The 19,260-nt window shown below is 37.6% G+C and carries 21 protein-coding genes; 19 read left to right on the top strand and 2 right to left on the bottom strand.

What is annotated here, in order from left to right:
- The 10 genes from FFR60_RS14290 to FFR60_RS14245 all read left to right on the top strand — a co-directional run.
- Positions 1-246, top strand: a 246-nt coding sequence (locus FFR60_RS14290; protein ID WP_137664676.1) for a CHAP domain-containing protein, incomplete at its 5' end; no start/stop codon positions are given.
- Positions 247-263: 17 nt separating this feature from the next.
- Complete coding sequence (lepB, locus tag FFR60_RS14285; RefSeq protein WP_137664675.1) at positions 264-833, top strand: signal peptidase I; 570 nt, start codon at positions 264-266, stop codon at positions 831-833.
- Positions 834-856: 23 nt separating this feature from the next.
- Entirely contained in the window at positions 857-1,600 is a 744-nt protein-coding gene (locus FFR60_RS14280; protein ID WP_137664674.1) for a hypothetical protein, read from the top strand.
- Between the two features lie 18 nt (positions 1,601-1,618).
- Complete coding sequence (locus tag FFR60_RS14275) at positions 1,619-2,620, top strand: coiled-coil domain-containing protein (RefSeq protein WP_137664673.1); 1,002 nt, start codon at positions 1,619-1,621, stop codon at positions 2,618-2,620.
- 363 nt (positions 2,621-2,983) lie between these two features.
- Positions 2,984-3,157: a hypothetical protein gene (locus FFR60_RS14270; protein ID WP_171004944.1), complete on the top strand. Its 174-nt coding sequence runs from the start codon at positions 2,984-2,986 to the stop codon at positions 3,155-3,157.
- 29 nt (positions 3,158-3,186) lie between these two features.
- Positions 3,187-3,600 carry an ester cyclase gene (locus FFR60_RS14265; protein ID WP_137664672.1) on the top strand — a complete coding sequence of 138 codons (414 nt, stop codon included), beginning with the start codon at positions 3,187-3,189 and terminating at the stop codon, positions 3,598-3,600.
- A 66-nt stretch (positions 3,601-3,666) separates the two neighbouring features.
- On the top strand, positions 3,667-4,410 hold the full coding sequence (locus FFR60_RS14260; RefSeq protein WP_137664671.1) for a helix-turn-helix domain-containing protein: 744 nt from the start codon (positions 3,667-3,669) through the stop codon (positions 4,408-4,410).
- Between the two features lie 775 nt (positions 4,411-5,185).
- Entirely contained in the window at positions 5,186-5,605 is a 420-nt protein-coding gene (locus FFR60_RS14255; protein ID WP_137664670.1) for a sigma-70 family RNA polymerase sigma factor, read from the top strand.
- Positions 5,606-5,616: 11 nt separating this feature from the next.
- Positions 5,617-5,802 (top strand): helix-turn-helix domain-containing protein, encoded by a 186-nt coding sequence (locus FFR60_RS14250; RefSeq protein ID WP_137664669.1) that lies wholly within the window; start codon positions 5,617-5,619, stop codon positions 5,800-5,802.
- Positions 5,803-6,635: 833 nt separating this feature from the next.
- A complete protein-coding gene (locus FFR60_RS14245) occupies positions 6,636-7,814 on the top strand; it encodes a site-specific integrase (protein ID WP_137664668.1) in 1,179 nt (392 codons plus the stop codon).
- Positions 7,815-8,023: 209 nt separating this feature from the next.
- On the opposite strand, the gene FFR60_RS14240 is transcribed toward FFR60_RS14245, so the two are convergent.
- The gene (locus FFR60_RS14240; RefSeq protein ID WP_137664667.1) at positions 8,024-8,626 is read right to left on the bottom strand and encodes a DUF1349 domain-containing protein; all 603 of its coding nucleotides are present in this window, start codon (positions 8,624-8,626) and stop codon (positions 8,024-8,026) included.
- Between the two features lie 187 nt (positions 8,627-8,813).
- Here FFR60_RS14240 and FFR60_RS14235 point away from each other — a divergent pair, with 187 nt between their 5' ends.
- The 9 genes from FFR60_RS14235 (at position 8,814) to FFR60_RS14195 (ending at position 17,379) form a co-directional block, all read left to right on the top strand.
- Positions 8,814-9,515, top strand: a complete 702-nt coding sequence (locus FFR60_RS14235) for a GntR family transcriptional regulator (RefSeq protein WP_137664666.1) — start codon at positions 8,814-8,816, stop codon at positions 9,513-9,515.
- A 234-nt stretch (positions 9,516-9,749) separates the two neighbouring features.
- Positions 9,750-11,099 (top strand): PTS sugar transporter subunit IIC, encoded by a 1,350-nt coding sequence (locus FFR60_RS14230; RefSeq protein WP_137664665.1) that lies wholly within the window; start codon positions 9,750-9,752, stop codon positions 11,097-11,099.
- 69 nt (positions 11,100-11,168) lie between these two features.
- Positions 11,169-11,432, top strand: a complete 264-nt coding sequence (locus tag FFR60_RS14225) for a hypothetical protein (protein ID WP_088932878.1) — start codon at positions 11,169-11,171, stop codon at positions 11,430-11,432.
- Entirely contained in the window at positions 11,429-12,517 is a 1,089-nt protein-coding gene (locus tag FFR60_RS14220; RefSeq protein ID WP_137664664.1) for a DUF871 domain-containing protein, read from the top strand. Before FFR60_RS14225 ends, FFR60_RS14220 begins: the two co-directional genes overlap by 4 nt.
- Positions 12,518-12,525: 8 nt before the next feature.
- The gene (locus tag FFR60_RS14215; protein ID WP_137664663.1) at positions 12,526-13,632 is read left to right on the top strand and encodes an amidohydrolase/deacetylase family metallohydrolase; all 1,107 of its coding nucleotides are present in this window, start codon (positions 12,526-12,528) and stop codon (positions 13,630-13,632) included.
- Positions 13,622-14,716, top strand: coding sequence for a DgaE family pyridoxal phosphate-dependent ammonia lyase (locus FFR60_RS14210; RefSeq protein ID WP_137664662.1), 1,095 nt, complete (start codon positions 13,622-13,624; stop codon positions 14,714-14,716). Before FFR60_RS14215 ends, FFR60_RS14210 begins: the two co-directional genes overlap by 11 nt.
- A gap of 14 nt (positions 14,717-14,730) precedes the next feature.
- Positions 14,731-15,471 carry a 2-dehydro-3-deoxy-phosphogluconate aldolase gene (gene dagF, locus FFR60_RS14205; RefSeq protein ID WP_137664661.1) on the top strand — a complete coding sequence of 247 codons (741 nt, stop codon included), beginning with the start codon at positions 14,731-14,733 and terminating at the stop codon, positions 15,469-15,471.
- A gap of 54 nt (positions 15,472-15,525) precedes the next feature.
- Positions 15,526-16,521 carry a sugar kinase gene (locus FFR60_RS14200; protein WP_137664660.1) on the top strand — a complete coding sequence of 332 codons (996 nt, stop codon included), beginning with the start codon at positions 15,526-15,528 and terminating at the stop codon, positions 16,519-16,521.
- Between the two features lie 312 nt (positions 16,522-16,833).
- Entirely contained in the window at positions 16,834-17,379 is a 546-nt protein-coding gene (locus FFR60_RS14195; protein ID WP_137664659.1) for an ECF transporter S component, read from the top strand.
- An 87-nt stretch (positions 17,380-17,466) separates the two neighbouring features.
- Here FFR60_RS14195 and FFR60_RS14190 read toward each other — a convergent pair whose 3' ends face one another.
- Entirely contained in the window at positions 17,467-18,918 is a 1,452-nt protein-coding gene (locus FFR60_RS14190; protein WP_283205009.1) for a helix-turn-helix domain-containing protein, read from the bottom strand.
- Between the last annotated feature and the right edge of the window lie 342 nt (positions 18,919-19,260).

The raw sequence follows: 19,260 nt of genomic DNA, 5'->3' as shown, positions 1-19,260 counted from the left end.
ATCAAAGGCAAAGCACTAGGTTATGAAGTCAGTCAGAAGCCTAAAGCTGGCTGGTTGATTTCCTTTAAACCGGGAGTCGCCGGATCAGATGCACGTTATGGCCATGTGGCTTTCGTGGAAGTTGTTCGACCGGAAGGGATTTTGATTTCAGAAGGCAATGTCTACGGCGGCACGGTGATTTCGTATCGCGTGATCGATAACGCCTTAGCCACCTCTGACCAAGTTTCCTATATTAAAGCAAAGTAAAAGGGGTATTGTAACTTATGGCAACTGTTCGATCACGTCAACTAAAAAAAGAAGGAAGTCCACCCCATCGATCCATTGGAAAAAGTCTGATTCTCACGATTTTGACGCTCCTAGTATTGGTTGTGATGTTTATCTCGGGCCAACTGGTGCGAAGAGAATACAGCTTTCATCCGATCTCAGGCACGTCCATGAGTCCGACATTGACAGAAAAAGACATGGTCTTGGTGAAGAAACGCGGTCCAATTCACCGTTACGATGTGATCGCCTTTTCAGTCAAGGGAGAAGAGGGGAAATTTGTGAAGCGTGTGATCGGCAAGCCGGGAGATACGCTGTTTATCCGCAACGATCGAATGGTCTTAAATATTGGCGAGCACGGAGATTTTGAAACAACCTATACGTTTCAACTCTCCCCAGCTGTTGCCGAAGAATTTAAGGATTTAGCGAAGATTCCTAAAGGATTGTACTTCACGACCGGCGATCACATCGATGTGTCGAAGGACAGTCGGACCTTTGGGTTTGTCTACAAGAAAGAAGTCGAGGGAAGGGTCCAATTCCATTTGCCTATCCTGTTAAAAAATAAGGACTAAAATATAGGAAATGAGGATAAGACGTGTTAATCATTAATTGGATAATCGTGGGACTGGTTATTTTGATATTAATCATTTGGTCTCGTCGAATGTTTATCAAATTACAATTAGAGCGGCTTCGGTTGCCAACAAATAACTCGCCATCGTTCCAAAGAAAGTTAGATTATGTCAAACAAGTGGAACTAGGAAAACATGTCTCGGCATTGCTATTAGTCATCTTTTTTATAACAATGGGTTTATTATTGACTACTTACAGTCTATTTCGAATGGAGGATCAACTGAATGTTGTCACCAAAAGGAATAATCAGCTCAAAGATGAGTTATACCTAGTTAAGAAAGAACAAAAGCAACTGATTACAAAAATACCTATTAAACCGTATCCAAAAGGTGGAATTGGCTTGAAGGAATACTCATGGGAAGAACTGTTTTCGGAGGAAAACCGTGAGAAACAATACCAGATCGAAAGTGATCTATCCACTAAGGTGAGTCCCTATTTCGGTTTGTCTACAACGTTAATCGTGTTAGACGTACCGACTCAAACGTTAAATATTGCATTGGCTGGGGATTCTGGTAGTGAGGATAACCGCAAACAAATCAAAGACAATATTAAAGCGTTTGCTAAAGAAGCTGAGAGTATCTCTAAACTGACGCAAATTACCTTCCAAATGAATTTAATGAGTGACAAAGAAAAGAAAAAGACTTATAGCTGTACTTTTTCACGGATGAACGAGGAAGAATCCTTCTCATTGGTTCAGGAAGAAGAATAAAGAAAGTGAGGAAGCATCATGAGTGCACAACAAAAGAGAAATGGTGGATGGTTTTTCAACAAAAATATTTTGGATGAAATTAATTCTGTTCCAGAAGAGGTAATCAGAAATGAAGAAGAGGGAAAAGTCACTAAACTACCAGAAAGGCAGCCTAGTAAAGAAGCTGAGGAAATTGCTGAATTAAAACGATTGATTTTTGAAAAAGAACAATCGTTTATGGAATATAAAAAGGAAACTGCATTAGAAAGGCAGCGCTTAGTCAAAGAAAATGAAAATTTTAAACAAAACATTTTGCGAAACGGAGAAGAAAAGACTCAAAATCGACGTCAAATTCAAGACCTGGAAGCGCAGGCACGTCGAAATCGTGAGGAAATTAAGCGTTTAAAGAATAATGAAGAATTTGAACGTATTAAAACTGAAATGGATCAACTACGAGAAGAAAATTTATCCTTGAAAACCTCTTTAGGGCAATTTCGTACGTTAGAAGCGGAGTTACAAGATGTTCAACAACAATACAATGAGTTGTTAGTGAAACAAAAAGGGGAAGAGTCTGAACATCTTAATACGATTCAACAATTAGAAAAGCAAACTATTTCTCTTCATGACAAAGAAAAAGAATTGATTCAAATAAATCAGTTAATCCAAGAAAAAGAAACGGTTATTCAACATTTACTTGAGGAGCAACAGGATCAATCTATTGAGGGAGAAGTGGTATCAGAGCTTCAACTACAATTAATGGCAATCCAAAAAGAGAATGAACAATTGAAGAATGAGGCAAGTCATTCGCAACAAGAGATTGGAGAGGTATTGATCTCAGCTAGAAAACAAGCGAATCGAATGATAGAAAAAGCTAAATTAGATGCCAAACGCATTCTTGAGCAATCTGAGGAAGAGATAAAAATATTTCAAGATCGAGCAAAAGAAATCTCTTTTGAGGTGGACGAATCCCGTCAGAATGTTTTGATAATATATGAGGAATTAAAGAAATGTGTTGATCGGTTGTCTGAGGATGCGCTTTAAAATAAAAAAGTAAGTAATTATAAGTTTCAACAACAAAAAAATGATAATGAAAAGATTTAGGAAAGATTCTAAAAAAATAAAAATATATGGGGAGCTAAAGGTCGAAATGACTTCTTTTTAGCCGAGAAAAGTTGATGATACTGCAAATTTTATTGTTGTTAGAGGGGAATGGCAGCAAGAAATACATCATAAAAAGGATTGTTGAAACAAAATAGATGATGATATACACCAATTAACTCAAAATTGAGAAAGCGAAGAGAGTAGATGGAGTATGTTGATGGTGATGATAAGTTCCATAATGTATTAATGTCTTGGCCTGTCTAATTAATTATATGAAGAACTATAGTTAAGGAGGGAGGAAGTATGAAATTTATATATGTTACTCTATCTGTCGCTTGTGTCATAGTAGTCATTGTAATTCAAATGCTAGGATTACATATGTTTGTGATTGGGAAGGTTACATTAGATTTAGCTTTAGCTACTCTAGTTTCTTCATTGCTAATGTTGTATGACCTTGAGAGAAATAATCATTACTAAACTTACCACATAGGAGGGGTGATAATTCAATGAGTGATAAAGAAAGAATAAAGTATTTTTACGAAGTTGTAGTTTCAAGCAGTCGTATTTGGGAAGTAGAGAATTTTATTTCAGAGCAGTGCGTGTTAAAAGTTGGAGAAACCATTATACCGTGTGGGGTTTCAGGAATGAAGCGGCACCTCATTGAGGACGTGAAAAAAACGTATCCAGATTATTCAATGACAATTGTAAAACAATATCAAGACGAAGAATATATAATTTCAGAATTTGTTTTGGAAGGCACCTTTGAAGGAGAATGGATAGGTATGAGGCCTAATAATAAGAAATTGTCATTTACTGGAATCGATATTGACAGAATTATTCACGGTAAAATTGTTGAACATAGTCGAGCAGTAAATACATTTGAGACATTATTTGTAGAAAACATAATTAAGCCCACTTAACTGTGGAACAACAAAAAATATCGAAAATGTTGATGAAGAAGTGTAGTGGAGGAGTGGAACCTAGGTATGAACCGAATTTTGATTTTAAGTAAAAATATTTTGGCTGAACAAGAAATCCAAAAAAAACTACAAGGATTAAATTATGAAGTATATTGTTCTGTTAGTCTTATCGATTATTGTAAGCAGAAGAATAATGTCTTTGAATTTATTAAATTGTTTAATTACGTTATTTTGAGCGATAGTATTTGTGAATCTGAGGTTTCTTATTTAGTACCTTTAATGAAGGAGCACTCTCTTATAGTTATTCGAGAGGTAGGGGCAGAAACATCAGAAGTAGAACAACAAAGCTTAGAGGAAGGACGGATAGATGCAATTATTTCAAATAATGAATCTAACGATGATCTACGAGAATGCCTATCCAGATTAGAAAATCTGACAATGCAAACTGAAGAGAGATCTGTAAATACTTGGGAGAGAGATATCAATCAGCTACAAATATTATTTGAAGTATTACACAGATTGTCTCAAATAGAAGCTAAAATTCTAACCATCCTGATAAGCTCAGGAAATCAAGTTGTTAAAAGAGAAGATATTTGTGAGCAAGTTTGGCAGAAAGAAGTAAGCAAGTCACATCTGGTTTATCTATCTAGTGCTATTTCGCGAATAAAAAATAAATTTAAGCAAGCAGGTTTCGAGAACGTAGCAATTTATACACTTTGGGGAAAAGGATATATAATTGATCAAAAATTGTTGCACCAGATTAAAACAGACTCTACATTGACCCAGATTGTTTCTAAATACAATATATAATAACTAAATTTTAGATATTAATTAAATTGAGAATACAATAATGTATTACTGCGAATGCTAAAAGAGAATTTGGATACTAGTTCGGAAAATAAATTCTACTTCGAAAAAAATTTGTAGCGATTCAATTAATTCAATGAAAAGACTATTTAATAGTAAGGATATAGGCCTGATTGAAAATTAAAAAAAGCATCCTGTTCGTTGAATTTAGTTTCTAAAACTTTAACTATAAAAATATTTTTAAGGGGAAGACTTATTGGCTAAGTTCTCCCCTATTTTAGTGTCATTTTTGATCTCTCGATTGTTGATATTTATAGAAGGGAGGGACGTTGATTGAATAATTCTTATTTCAGGAGGTAAGCAATGAGTTAAAAAGTAATTTAGAAAAGGAGAGAACTAAATAGCTTTCTATTTGGAGTCAATGAATTTACTGAACTACTAGATTAATAATCCTTAAGCGGATTTCAAGTTTTCACTTGAGGAACAATATGTAGATAATCAAATGATTATGATTATTTTGTAACTTCGAAAGGGGAACAATTATTTAAAAACATTTCTGAAATTAGTGATCTAAATAAATCATCATCCTATTAAATATAAAAAAATATTGAAGATTAAGATAGTAGCCAGTAATAAAGATCAATTTGTGAAATATGAACGAAGACACTTATATAGTTTCATCGATTTGAAATATAAGTCGGTTTTATTGATTGAGAAATTGTAGAATTATTCTCTTAACGTATCCCTCGCTTACTTTTTTTGATGAGGGAGAACTACCATGATAAAGGTCTCAGATGAAAAATTAGAAGCTCAATTGACAAAGTATTTCCACAAAGTTATTTGTAATACAGCATCAAATTATTACAAGAAGAATTTTTATCAAAAAGAAAATGAATATTTAACTGATCAAAGCCATGATTTTTCCAAGGATAGCTTTTCTTTTGAAGAAGAGTCTCTAAGAAAAATAATGGTAGAAGAGTCAGTTATGAATTTATTTTACAATGAGAAAATAGAATATGTGGTACAAGAACTAAGTAGTAGAGAAAAACAATTTCTTATAGAAAAATTTGTTTTTGATAAAACAGATGAACAAATTGGAGCTATTTTTGGAACAAGCAGACAGGCAGTCACAAACATGAAGAGTCGTCTTTATAAAAAAATGAGAAAACAACTGAAAGAAGAAGGGTTTGAAAGCTAGGAGAGAATTAAATGTCGTTGAAAAAATTGTATTTAGACTCACTATGTGGAGATAGGGGAGCTTTAGAAATTTTAATAATGAGATTTCATCCATTACTGGTAAAAGTTTCTTTCAGATATGGATATTTTGATGAAGATTGTTATCAAGAATGCGTGATTGCTATGATAAAGTCTATAGAAAAATTTAGTATTAGATAGCTTGTAAAGAAATTTCTATTTTATGTGTCATTTTTGAGTAGTACTTTGTTTGTATTAGTGTAATGATAATTTGACCATTGAAAATTTAATAGTATTGTCAGGTACATAAATTTCTGAAAAGAGCCAACGCTCATTCAACGCAATGATCTAAAAATAGCAGCGATAAGGTGAATGGAGCGAGTTACTGCAATTGCTACAGTAATAGCGACGACTTTTAGAAATCATAATGATACTTCTGTAAAGCTCGGCATGAACTGCGGAGAGGTGAAATTCCTATGAACTCCATTGCAAAGAGTAATCTGACAAGATAATGAGTAAGCATTTTCTTAAAAGCTACTTGCTTTTAAGAATACCTTTAAACAAAAACGAGTATTTTGTGATTCTATAATACTTGATGAGACATTTAAAAAAGAATATTATGGAGTGATAAAAAATCAATTTAGAATTCATAGAGAAAAGCATTATTAACACGTTTACTGATTTTTTAGGGCAATATGAAACAAAAATTTTAAATTTAAAAAAATTACCAATGGTTTTAACTAATAGCGATTTGAAAAGAGAATTTCAAATTAGCGATAGTACGCTTAATAGGCTGATCAAGATGACCGATTTCCCCGATTGTTGGTATGGCATTCGTGGCCATTATTCTAGAGATCAAGTTGTTGATTGGTTCAAAATCAATGACTATGATAATTTCAAAGAAAAAATGCGGTTATTGCGTTCCATATGAACTTCAAAATTAGAAGGAGATACCTTATAATGTTAAGTATAGAGAGTATAGTAAAGCAGATTTTGTTTTCCAACCTCCTTCAAAATAAGGAGGAAATAGAAAAATGGAGACGAATGATCGGTTTAAAAAAAGTATCAGTAAAACTGGCTCGGTTACTTGGTATTTTCAGGCATTTCGAACAACACGTAGGGGATTTAAAACAAAAAGGGAGGCACAATTAGCATTTCTTGAGCTAAAGAAAAATCGACAAAATAAAAAGAAGTTTGTTAACTCAAATGAAAAATTTTCAGTCGTTGCAGATCAATGGTTTAAGTATTATAAATCTTTGAGAGAACAAAAGGACAGCACATATGCCAAGCGTCATGACTTGATTGTTGTTCTTAAACGATGGATTGGCGAAAAGAAGCTAGTAGAATTAACTCCTGATTTTCTGGAAGATTTGATGTTTTCTTTGAAAGAAAAAGGAATTGATGGCATTTCTCAAGGGTATTCAAAAAACTCATTGTATTCATTAAGGCAAACCTTGAACATGATTTTCAAATACTGTTTGAAAAGAGAGATATTGAATGACAATCCATTGACGAATATTCGCATGCCTAAGTATCAAAAGAGTGTAAGTGAATTAAAAGAGACGCTGAATTCTTTGGATCAGAAATATCTTACTATTGATGAGCTTAGGACATTGTTGAATTACTCTATTGTTCATGAAGAGTTGCCGCTATCGACACTTTTTATTGTTCTGTTTTATACAGGATGTCGGATAAGCGAAGCACTGGCTCTACAAGTCGAAGACATTGATTTTGAAAACAATGAGATCCTATTTTACAAGCAAACATCTGTAAGAGGAAAGCAAATGGATTTCAAGATTGAAACAACGAAGTCGATTAGTTCGGTTAGAAGAGTAGTAGTAACTGACTTAGTGATGGAGAGGCTTCAACAACTTATAACAGCTCTTGATAGCATGCGATCGAAATTTGTCTTTCGATCAAAGGAAAAATATCTTTTTGTTTACTTAGCTCCGTTCAAAAGAGGGATACCCTATCGTAGAGACTATGTAAACAATCACATCAAACGATGTGTTGAGCGTTGTGGAATTACTAAACCTTTTCATACACACCTTACCAGACACACAATGGCTAGTCTAGTTGCAGAGCATTGTAGTTGGGAAGTCTTGAAGGGGAGATTAGGACATGCCGATAAGTCAACTTCAGAGATTTATCGCCATCTTACGTCAGATGAAAAATTGAAACCGTTGAAGGCATTTGAAGTGTTGGAAAACTAGCATAATTCCATCAATTTGATGTAGTCACGGTGTAGTCAACAAGAATTAAAAGGCTTTATATCAATAAAAAAGTGACTTTTCATTAGAACAAAGAAATTCGTCGTTAATCTTAAAGATGTCTTTCGAACCCTTGAGAAATCAAGGGTTTTTTTGTGTATACGGAAAAAGAGCTAGTCTGAGAAGGCCAGCTCTTTCTTAGTGAGTTAATATTACTTATCAGGCAGCTGGCCATCATGGGCAGGCCATTGACAGTCTGTCAGCTGCATGTCTGTAAAGACGGCTTTAAAAGAGGAAGCCTCCGGTGAGCAGGCATAGACGCCGAATTTGACACTAGCATTTCCCTCAATCATGTGGCAGATCCGCATTTGCTGGAATTTTTTGCCATCAGTGGAACATTCGATGCAGTAATCATCTTCACGTCTGCTTAGACGGTACCACATAGATTTGATGTTGGCATCAATTTCGGTCGTTGCCCAATCGGAGTATCCGTGATTTGTGACGACACTGCCTAAGTGCTGATAGTCTTCATTTTCATACTCAATCGAGCCCTTTAGCCAGTTCTGACTATCTAGATACATCACGATACCGCACTGATCGAAGCGATGGTGGCTCTCAGTAAATGCAGTTTTTACAATAAAGCTAAAATATTTTTGGTCTGTTTCTATTTGGAAAACCGGTGCGTTATCGTTTTGGAAATGATAGTAGGTATTTTGCCAAAGATCGGTATGAGGTTTTGTTATGACTTCGAGTCTATTTTCCGATAGTTGATAGCTTTCCGGTAAACGCGTCCAGTTAAACTTTTGCAAATCCATAATAGGCCTCCTGTAACTTTGTCTTAACAAAAGACTAGCAAAAACCCAGCGAGATAGCTATCAAAAACTCTAGCTTAGGTAAATAGCTGGGCAAAATTTTTTTGAGTCGGTAGGATCTAACTTTGCAAACGCTAATCTAAATGCTATTCTAATAAATGAAGTCCAATCGTTGGGAAAGGTGGAACGTATGAAGAAGACTCGTGTGCTGTATTTAGAAGTTGCTGAAAAAATAAAAGAGGATATTTTTTCCGGTAAATATCCGGTTGGCACGATGCTGCCGACAGAAACTGAACTTGAGAAGCTTTTTGATGTAAGCAAGATCACGGTGAGAAAAGCTATTGAGTTATTGGCAGCGGATGAATATGTGGAGAAAAAGAGTGGAAAAGGAACGACCGTTCTGAGTGAACGACCTTATAACAAATTATCAAAAGCGATCAGCTTTACTCAAATTTTGGAAAACTCCCATTTGACTATTGAAAAGATCAATCTTGATGTCAAAGAGGTTAAACTGACTGAGGAACATAATGCCTTCAAATATTTTGGTGCTGAGGCGGTTTGCTTTCAACGGATGTATTTATTAGATGGAAAACCGTATATTTACTTCAATCATTATTTACCTGTTGGATTGAAAAGGGTTACTAAAGAAGACTTGGAGCAAGAATCCTTGTATAGAATTCTTTATCAAAATGGCTTGGATATCGAACGCTTTATAGATGATTTTGTGGCAATTACATTAAATGCGGAAGAACAGCAGCTGCTTGAAACGGATGAAAAGCTTGCTTTAAAAAGAATTCGTAAATCGTATGATTATGATCGAAAAGTAGTCGAGTATTCAGAAGGCCTGTACAATACAACTGATCATGCGTATCAAATTGAATATGAGACTTAAACTTGAAGCTGCGACGAATTTTTCGTCACAGCTTTTTCTTATAATTAAACATAACAGGTTTAATTTTGAATGTATATTTCGGAATTTAGCTTGAGTTATAAATCTTTATAGCTGAATTTAATTCATATTTTCAAAAAGAAGTTAAAATTAATTTTGAAAAAGCGTTTACACGTGAAAGTGAGTATGCTATTATTCATCTGTAAACATTATAACGTTATAAACGGAGGTTAAAAAATGGACAGACTTGTAAACTCGCTTGAACAAAAATTGATGCCGTTCGCTAATAAAATCGGTACGCAGCGACATATGATGGCAATCAGAAAGGGAATTGTAGCAACGATGCCGCTGACGATCGTCGGGTCATTTTTCACTATCTTCTTAAATTTCCCGATTCCTTCGGTTGCCGCGATGATTGAACCGTATTTAGCAATTTTAGATATCCCATTTCGTTATACAGTTGGAATATTGGCTTTGTATGCAACTTTTGGTATTGCCTCTCAACTAGCGAACAGCTATAAAGTGGATTCTTTGACTGCTGGAATATTGTCAGTCATGGCCTTTCTAGTGACTGCAGCTCCACCGCTTCGAGTATTTGACAATGTGGACGGCGTAATCGACGCAGGCCGCTATATCAATATCGCCAATTTAGGTGCTGCCTCATTATTTGGAGCGATTGTTACTGCTATTATTTCTGTTGAAATCTATCGAATATTTATTGAAAAAAACATTACTATCAAAATGCCTGAAGGTGTTCCGCCGGAAGTAACGAACTCATTTATGGCTTTGATTCCTGGTGGGGTCATTCTGCTATTCTTCTGGGTTGTTCGTCATATGATCGGCTTTGATATCAATGGATTCTTGAGTAATCTGTTAATGCCGTTTAAAGATGTATTGGCTGGAAACAGTTTATTCGGCGGGTTGCTGACAGTCTTCTTGATCTGTTTCTTCTGGGTGTTAGGGATTCATGGACCAGCGATCATGGGACCGGTCATCCGTCCTTTCTGGGAATTATCAATTGCTGAAAACATGGAAGCCTTCGCGGATGGAGCAAGTGCGACTGCAATGCCGAACATTTTCACGGAACAATTTTTACAATGGTTCATCTGGATCGGAGGAGCCGGAACGACACTGGCCTTGGTGGTATTCTTCATGTTCTCGAAATCAAAATACTTGAAGAGTTTAGGTCGTTTATCCTTCTTACCAGGACTGTTCAATATCAATGAACCTATGATCTTCGGGGCACCGATCGTTATGAACCCATTATTAGGGATTCCATTTATCGTAGCGCCATTGATTACAACAACATTGTCTTACTTCTTGACTGTGTCAGGATTGATTCCAATGATGGTTGCTCGTTACGGCTTTACGATTCCTGCACCGATTGCGGCTTGGATGAGTACTGATTGGAGTATTGGGGCGGCGATTCTGGTTATCGTCAACTTCTTAATCTCGATGGCGATCTACTATCCATTCTTCAAGGTTTTTGAAAAACAACAATTAGCACGTGAAGCGGCAGAGTTGGAAGCAGAAGAAAAAGCCAAAAAAGAAAAGGCTGAAAACTTGCAAGGCGCCACTTCTAACTAAGAACTAATCATTTTCTATAGCAGAAAGGATTGAGAGGATGGTCAACTGACCGTCCTCTTCGGTGATACTATGAACTTAATTTATTTGATCATCCTTTTTCTAGCGAGTCATATTTATTTGGAAAAGGGAAAGTTGCCAGTAAAGATACAAGAAATGAAACTTAGATATATTTTGTTAGGGTCATTGGGCATCATCTTATTAGCAGTCGTGTTAGGTATTGTCCTGCATATCGCTTCATTCTTAGTAATGACTGTTACCGTATGTTCAGCCTCATTGATTGCTTATAAGTACCGCTCAAAATTTGATGAAATGGAACGAGGGAAAAGTGTATGAAACGTGTGTTAGGAATTTCAGTTTATCCGGATCATAGCGACATCAATCAGGATAAGGCATATATCGAACTGGCTCATAAATATGGGTTTGGCAGAATTTTCATGAGTATGTTAGAGGTTACGGAAGGAAAAGAGGTCGTCAAAAAGAAATTCAAAGAGCTGATCTTCTTTGCAAAGGATCTAGGGTATGAAACGATTTTAGATGTGGCTCCGAATATTTTTGAGGAGTTGGGGATTTCATATGATGATATGAGTTTCTTCCATGAACTTGGGGCAGACGGGATTCGATTAGACTTGGGATTTGATGGAAGTAAAGAAGCGATGCTGACCTATAATCCTTTTGGTGTAGCGATTGAATTGAATATGAGTAATGATGTTGCTTATTTAGATAATATCTTAACTTATGAAGCCAACACGCCCTTTTTATATGGCTGCCACAATTTTTATCCGCAAGAAGGAACGGCTCTGCCGTATGACTTCTTTGTAAGATGCAGCGAACGTTTCAAAGCTCATGGTATCAGAACAGCGGCCTTCGTTACTTCACAAGTTGGAGAGATTGGTCCGTGGGATATCAATGATGGATTGCCAACATTGGAGATGCACCGTCATCTATCGGTCGAGACGGCGACTAAGCATTTATTTGCTACTAAATTGATTGATGATGTGATTATTGGCAATGCCTATGCTTCGGAAGAAGAGCTGAAGACGATGGGAGAAGTCGATCGTTATCAAACGGAATTTTCTGTGGAGTTTGTTTCAGATATCAACGAAGTAGAAAAACAAATCGTACTGAATGAACAGCATTATCGCCGAGGAGATATTACGGATCAGATGGTTCGTTCGACTTTTGTACGAAAAAAATATGGACAGTCAGCCAATCCACCGCATGACAACGAAATCGAATTTCAACCGGGGGATATCGTGATTGGAAATGACGGCTTTGGTAAATATAAAAATGAGCTGCAAGTTGTTTTGAAGGCTCACAAGGATGCTAGAAAAAATAAAGTAGGTCAGATCATTGCCGATGAACAGATTCTTTTACCATTTATTCATCCATGGTCAAAATTCAAATTTACAGAAAAGTAGGAACGAAAATGTTGGATTTAGTTGTACGAAACGCCAAAACGATCGATGGACAGAAGTTCGAATTGGGAATTTCTGATGGGAAAATAGTTGAAGTTGCCGAAAAAATTATCGCAGAGGGACATCGCGAGCTTGTTCTGGATGAGGATCACTATCTTTCTCCAGGCTGGATCGATGATCATGTGCATTGCTATGAAAAAATGACACTGTACTACGATTATCCTGATGAAGTTGGGGTAAAACGAGGAGTGACGACCGTTATCGATGCCGGGACGACTGGAGCAGAAAATATCGGAGACTTCTGTGAGCTGGCTGGAAAATCAAAAACAAATGTCTATGCTCTCTTGAATATTTCTAAATGGGGAATCGTTGAGCAGGATGAACTGGCCGATTTGACTAAGGTGCAGCAAGATGCGGTAAGGACAGCGATAGAAGAGTATCCAGATTTTATCGTTGGCTTAAAGGCTCGAATGAGTAAAACCGTGATCGGATCAAGCGGGATCGAGCCATTAAAATTAGCCAAAAAATTTCAAAGTGAATATGGCGAACTGCCTTTGATGGTACATGTTGGCTCTGCACCGCCGGAGCTGTCAGATATTATGGCTTTGATGGATAAAGGCGATGTGCTGACCCATTGTTTTAATGGAAAAGAAAACGGCATCCTTGATCGAGAGCGTCATCAGATCAAAGCTTTTGCGTGGGAAGCCTATAAAAAAGGGATCATTTTTGATATCGGTCATGGGACTGACAGCTTCAATTTCGATGTTGCAAAACAGGCTTTGAGTGAAGGCATGAAAAGCTCTTCTATTAGTTCTGATATTTATGTCCGCAACCGTCAGAATGGTCCGGTCTATGATTTAGCGACGACGATGGAAAAGCTGTTCGTAGTAGGGTATTCTTGGGAAGAGATAATCAAACAGGTCACAGAGAGCCCAGCGAAAAACTTCTATTTAAAGAACAAAGGGAAATTAGCCGCGGGCTATGATGCGGATATTACGATATTTACGATCAAGAAATCAGATAAAGTGTTAACTGATTCCAATGGGCATACGCGTACAGCGGAAGAAGAGATCGTACCTGTGAAGACGATCATTGGAGGTCAAATCTATGACAATTGATTTTGAAAAATTAGGATTGAAAGAAGTGATCAATGCTTCTGGCCGCATGACGATCCTGGGAGTCTCTAAAGTTTCTGAGTCGGTATTAGCGGCACAGCGCTTTGGCGGAGAACACTTTTTCGAAATGGCTGATTTAAGTGAAAAGACGGGCGCTTATATCGCGAAGCTGCTAAAAGTTGAAGATGCACAGATCGTATCTTCCGCTTCAGCCGGAATTGCTCAAAGTATCGCGGCAGTGATCGGTCAAGGAGACGTGTACCATGCGTATCATCCTTACACGGAGCGAATCACAAAACGTGAGATCATTTTACCGAAAGGGCATAATGTCGATTATGGTACGCCGGTAGAAGTAATGGTTGAGCAAGGCGGAGGACGAGTGGTAGAAGCTGGTTATGCCAATATGTGTTCAGCGGAGCATTTAGAAATGATGATTACGGAAAATACTGCGGCGATTCTATACATTAAAAGCCATCATACGGTTCAAAAAAGTATGCTGTCGGTAGAAGATGCCGCAGCAGTGGCAAAGAGAAATCAGCTTCCGTTGATCATAGATGCAGCTGCGGAAGAAGATTTATTCTTTTACAGTAAAGCGGGTGCTGATTTAGTGATTTATTCTGGGGCAAAAGCGATGGAAGGACCGAGTGCTGGTTTGGTGATCGGCAAGCAGGATAAAATTGAATGGATTCGATTGCAGGGCAAAGGGATCGGCAGAGCTATGAAAATCGGCAAAGACAATATTCTCGGCTTTACCCAAGCAATCGAGGATTACTTAAAAAACGGCAGCGAATCAGGGGATTCTATGAAGGAAAGATTAGCGCCGTTTATTGAATCAGTTAATCAGATCAAAGATTTATCTGCAAAAATTGTCCAAGATGGTGCTGGACGAGATATTTATCGTGGAAGCGTGCAGGTTTCAGGCAGTCGGACAGCAAAAGAAGTCATCGCCGAACTGAAAAAGGAATCACCAGCCGTTTACACGAGAGAATACCAAGCGAATAACGGGATTATTGAATTTGATATCCGTTCAGTGAATGAGCAGGAAATGGCAATGATCACGAAACGTTTACGCGATATTATGGAATAAGAAGGGGCAAAACAATGTCATTACTACCGAATTATTTAGAAGATCGAATTTGTTTAAATGTTTTGGCTAACTCAGTGGAGAATGCCAAAGATTGTTATGAAGCAGCCGAAGAGCACGTCGTATTAGGTGTTTTATCAAAAAATTATGTGAACGATGAAGCGGCAATTACAGATATGAAAAAGTATCAGGGAGCAACGAACAATGCTTTATCAGTCGGCTTGGGAGCAGGTGATCCCAATCAAAGTCAAATGGTCTCGCGAATCTCAGGAAAGCTGCAGCCGCAGCATGTGAATCAAGTGTTTACGGGAGTCGGTACATCTAGAGCGTTATTAGGCCAAACGGAAACGGTCATTAACGGGCTGGTATCGCCAACAGGAAAAGTCGGCTATGTAAATATCGCGACGGGTCCGTTAAGCTCACAAGGAGCGGAAGGAATTGTTCCAATCGAAACAGCGATCAAGCTGTTGCAGGACATGGGTGGAAGTTCAATCAAATACTTCCCAATGAAGGGCTTAGCGCACAAAGAGGAATTTAAAGCAGTTGCCAAAGCTTGTGCAAAATATGATTTCTATCTGGAACCTACTGGCGGAATCGATTTGGAAAACTTTGAAGAAATTCTTCAAATCGCGGTAGATGCCGGCGTTAAGAAGATCATTCCACATGTCTACAGCTCAATCATTGATTCAGCAACGGGTGATACTCGACCAGAAGACGTCAAGAAATTATTGGAAATGTGTAAAAATACATTGAAATAAAAAGGAATTCTGATTATAAAGAGAAATACATTAAGAGGAAAAAGGAGAAATTCTATGAGATTTGCGGCTTTTGGCGAAGTGATGTTGCGGTTATCTCCACCAGAATATCTATTGTTGGATCAAACGAATGAGTTGCGGATGGATTATACAGGAACTGGCGTCAATATCATGGCTAATCTGGCGCAGTTCGGTTACCGGACATCTCTGGTGACCGTATTGCCGGATAACCGTCTAGGTCAGGTGGCTAAATCAGCGATTGCGAAATACGGGATCAATACGGAGTTATTACAGTTTGCTCATCATCATATTGGCAGTTATTTCGCGGAGAACGGCTATGGTCAGCGTCCGACTCAGGTAACCTATCAGAACCGGCATCATAGCTCATTTGGTGTAAGCAGCCATGAAGCTTATGATTTTGATGCAGCTTTGGCGGTCAATGATTTGATTCATATTTGCGGGATCTCATTAAGCTTAACTGACGAGACGCGAAGTGCTGCACATGACTTGGCCAAAAGGGCAGCTGAGGCTGGCAAAAAAGTTTGTTTTGATTTTAACTTCCGGCCTAGTTTGAATACTGAACCGAATAAGCTAGCTTTTATGAAGGAACAGTATGAAATGATTTTACCTTATTGCGACATCGTTTTTGGCAGCACAAGGGATTTGACTGATCTGCTGCAGATGCAGCGGACGGAAAATGAGGACGAGTTGATTCGCAGCTTTATGGAGACTTATCAAATAGAGTGGTTCGCTGGAACGAAAAGAATTTCCGCGGGGACTCAGAAGCAGCTGCAGGGCTTCCTTTATAATAGGAAGGAACAGGCTGTCAGTACCAGTCGTGAACTGACTATATTAGATCGGATCGGTGCCGGTGATGCTTATGCCGCAGGTGTTTTGGCAGGCTATGCTGATAATTGGTCATTAGCTGATACGGTGGAATTTGCGACAATGAATGCTGTCTTGGCGCATACCATTCACGGAGATGTGCCGTTGACTGCTAAGGAGCAGGTTCTTACGGTGCTGGAAAATCCCGGAATTGATTTGATACGTTAATACAAAGAAAGCCTAAGCAGTTGGACGTTATTCTGATTGTTTAGGCTTTCTTTGCATAATTGCTTAATTTATCCTGCTTTGGGAAGGCGGGCAGTATTTCTACGAATCATTCCATGCAAAATAATAATAAAACACGCATCAAAATGGTTTTCTTTACACTCCCTAAATCTGGTACAATAATTATATTAAGAAACAAATAGAAATTATTCATGATTTACTCATCTTCAAGCAACAGGCACCTAAATCGAAATGAGAAGGGAAGTGAAGAGGAAACTATTTGAGATTGTGTAGTCAAATAGTTCACTCGCAGGTATGAATCGAAGAGCTTTATGGGTTACTCAAACAGGTGTGTTATTGGCATTATTGATCGTAGTCCAAGCAGTAACTTCTGGTCTAGGAAATACCTTGGTGACAGGATCGTTGGTCAACTTGATCCTGATCGTCGCTGTGACCACTGGTGGTTTGGCCAGCGGCTTGACGATCGCGTTGTTATCACCGATTTTTGCTTTCATGTTTGGCATCGGACCGGCATTTCCGCAAATTGTGTTCTGTATTGCGATTGGAAATGCGGTTCTGGTAACGATTTGGCATTTGATCGCAGGCTTCAACAAGAAACAGAGTATTGTGAATTTTATCATGGCGACAGTGGTTGGCGCTGTTGCTAAGTTTGGTGTATTGTATCTGTCAATCGTGCAGTTTGTTGTTCCGATCTTACTTAAAATGCCTGCTCCGAAAGCGGCGATGGTCTCAGGCGCCTTTTCATTTCCGCAGCTGATCACCGCATTGATCGGAGGAGGGCTGTCGATCTTAGTTGTTCCGGTATTGTCTAAAGCGTTGAATCGTCAAAGAGCAAGATAAGAAATTATTTTTGAGTAATTTTGCTATATAAATACCAGAGACTTAGAAATCTGTTTTGATTTCTAAGTCTCTGGTATTTTTTTTCGGCTATAACTGGGGAGACTTGAATTTTTTTTGAGCAATTTTCGCGAAGGCTTCGGTTATTTTTTCATAGTCAGAAGCGACCAGCTTTTGGTGGCAATAAATGATCGGCTGATTCAATCGCAATGCAGAAATCGTATCGATCGAGATAGGAACCTCACTAATAATAATATCCACACTCTGGTCAAGGTTTTCTGCTGGTTTCAAGTTGAAATAGGATGAAAAATACTGGCAAACATCATTTTGCAAAGTTTGGTTCGAGATCAGTGAGATGAATGCAACAGTGATAGGAGCAGTGTGTTTTTCGAAATTAAGCTGTTTGTCATAGATCAGGCAGTATTGAGATAAAAGATAATCGTAGAAGTCTCTGCCCCAATCAAATTCTTCTGAGGCCATCTCTGATTCGACAAGGTATTGAATATGCTGGATTTTATGCTTCTTGCGCAAGTCGATTGTTTCATGGGAATAGTTGGGCAGAAGCGTTCCAAGATAGTTCAACGATTTTCCGACATAATAAACACGATAATGCAAACACAAGATTGAATATAAGATATTGTTTCGTTCCTTATGACTCAACGGGGTATGCAGGTGATAATTGACCCGATCAATAATATAAAAGGCTTTATGAGCAAATTTCTGTTCGTTAAATTTCTCATTCAAAAGGAAAAAGTCCGGTACAGTCTCAACAGAGGAAAAACTGCCCATAGCGATCAAACTGCTGCAGATAAGTTGTGCATCTTCTATTCGTTTTTCTTCCGAGTGATGAGGCAAGTATTTCTTGATTGACATGGAAAATGTTTTGAAGGCTTCTTTGTTAGAAACAGAAAAAGGTTCATACAAGGGAATACTGATCGCCTTTGTATCGATACCAAATCCTTGGCGTTCTCTTAATAGGTGAATCGCCAAGTAGTAATGTGCCAAAACATTTTTGTCCAAGGCTCTTGATTTGAACACTTCAGCAGGACAGTCATCCAATAGTGAAGATAGGTCTAAATAACTAAAGGAAGAGAATGGCCAAGAACCGATACCATAGGTTGATACAGATAAGATAGTATAGAAAAATCTTAGGCTGATCTCATTTCCAGCTAAATAGACGTTGCGTCGAGAGTGGATTTCCAACCCGATTTCATCTAATGAGTCATTCAGCTCTGTAATAATTCTTCGTACTTGTGTGTAGGATACATGAAGAGTATCAGCAACGCTTTGAAGCGTTTCAAACTTTGTCGTCAAAAGCGATTCCAGCAGTTTAAACTTAGTCGACCTCATAATATAGAAGTTTATGACAGTCTGAATATTTAAGGACTGAGAAATATGAAATTCAAATAGTTGATTCGCAGGAGAATATGTTAAGTCAATCAGATCAGAAAAATCAGCGTCTTGGATATCATCAGAAATAGAGTGGAAAAGTGAGTTTGCCGTTTGGGAATTAATAGGGACTGTTTGTAACAGCCTGTCCATGGAACACATGTGATGATTTGAATCAAAAACTGTTTGAATGAAAAGAATCTTGTTTCTATCCAATTTATCAACGAGGAAATTCATTTCTAGCTCCTTCAGGGTCGTATTTATTGAAGGGTATCACAGATATTTTTTTTTGTGTAGAAAGGTGCTTAAAAAGTGCTTTAATCTAAATTTGTTTAAAAAGAAATTTATTATTGCTGTGTTGAAAATATTTATAAGAGGTCTATTTTTTAACATCCATAATAATGATTGTTCAAACTTTAACGAAATTCGTTGAAAATTGAACAAATCAATCACATATTTTTTTGTATTCTGGTTTCTAGAGGAATTTGATAATAA

The organism is Enterococcus hulanensis, assembly GCF_005405485.1.
Lineage (GTDB): Bacteria > Bacillota > Bacilli > Lactobacillales > Enterococcaceae > Enterococcus_A > Enterococcus_A hulanensis.
The sequence above is the reverse complement of the archived record's forward strand: the minus strand, read 5'-3'. Positions and strand labels throughout refer to the sequence as shown.

Excerpts from the sequence above, each read along its gene's own strand:
- FFR60_RS14250 (WP_137664669.1), top strand. The coding sequence starts at position 5,617 with ATGTCGTTGAAAAAATTGTATTTAGACTCACTATGTGGAGATAGGGGA.
- dagF (WP_137664661.1), top strand. The coding sequence starts at position 14,731 with ATGTCATTACTACCGAATTATTTAGAAGATCGAATTTGTTTAAATGTT.
- FFR60_RS14210 (WP_137664662.1), top strand. The coding sequence starts at position 13,622 with ATGACAATTGATTTTGAAAAATTAGGATTGAAAGAAGTGATCAATGCT.
- FFR60_RS14220 (WP_137664664.1), top strand. The coding sequence starts at position 11,429 with ATGAAACGTGTGTTAGGAATTTCAGTTTATCCGGATCATAGCGACATC.
- FFR60_RS14260 (WP_137664671.1), top strand. The coding sequence starts at position 3,667 with ATGAACCGAATTTTGATTTTAAGTAAAAATATTTTGGCTGAACAAGAA.
- FFR60_RS14235 (WP_137664666.1), top strand. The coding sequence starts at position 8,814 with ATGAAGAAGACTCGTGTGCTGTATTTAGAAGTTGCTGAAAAAATAAAA.
- FFR60_RS14215 (WP_137664663.1), top strand. The coding sequence starts at position 12,526 with ATGTTGGATTTAGTTGTACGAAACGCCAAAACGATCGATGGACAGAAG.
- FFR60_RS14270 (WP_171004944.1), top strand. The coding sequence starts at position 2,984 with ATGAAATTTATATATGTTACTCTATCTGTCGCTTGTGTCATAGTAGTC.
- FFR60_RS14255 (WP_137664670.1), top strand. The coding sequence starts at position 5,186 with ATGATAAAGGTCTCAGATGAAAAATTAGAAGCTCAATTGACAAAGTAT.
- FFR60_RS14225 (WP_088932878.1), top strand. The coding sequence starts at position 11,169 with ATGAACTTAATTTATTTGATCATCCTTTTTCTAGCGAGTCATATTTAT.
- FFR60_RS14275 (WP_137664673.1), top strand. The coding sequence starts at position 1,619 with ATGAGTGCACAACAAAAGAGAAATGGTGGATGGTTTTTCAACAAAAAT.
- FFR60_RS14190 (WP_283205009.1), bottom strand. The coding sequence starts at position 18,918 with ATGGACAGGCTGTTACAAACAGTCCCTATTAATTCCCAAACGGCAAAC.
- FFR60_RS14200 (WP_137664660.1), top strand. The coding sequence starts at position 15,526 with ATGAGATTTGCGGCTTTTGGCGAAGTGATGTTGCGGTTATCTCCACCA.
- FFR60_RS14240 (WP_137664667.1), bottom strand. The coding sequence starts at position 8,626 with ATGGATTTGCAAAAGTTTAACTGGACGCGTTTACCGGAAAGCTATCAA.
- FFR60_RS14195 (WP_137664659.1), top strand. The coding sequence starts at position 16,834 with ATGAATCGAAGAGCTTTATGGGTTACTCAAACAGGTGTGTTATTGGCA.
- lepB (WP_137664675.1), top strand. The coding sequence starts at position 264 with ATGGCAACTGTTCGATCACGTCAACTAAAAAAAGAAGGAAGTCCACCC.
- FFR60_RS14230 (WP_137664665.1), top strand. The coding sequence starts at position 9,750 with ATGGACAGACTTGTAAACTCGCTTGAACAAAAATTGATGCCGTTCGCT.
- FFR60_RS14245 (WP_137664668.1), top strand. The coding sequence starts at position 6,636 with ATGGAGACGAATGATCGGTTTAAAAAAAGTATCAGTAAAACTGGCTCG.
- FFR60_RS14265 (WP_137664672.1), top strand. The coding sequence starts at position 3,187 with ATGAGTGATAAAGAAAGAATAAAGTATTTTTACGAAGTTGTAGTTTCA.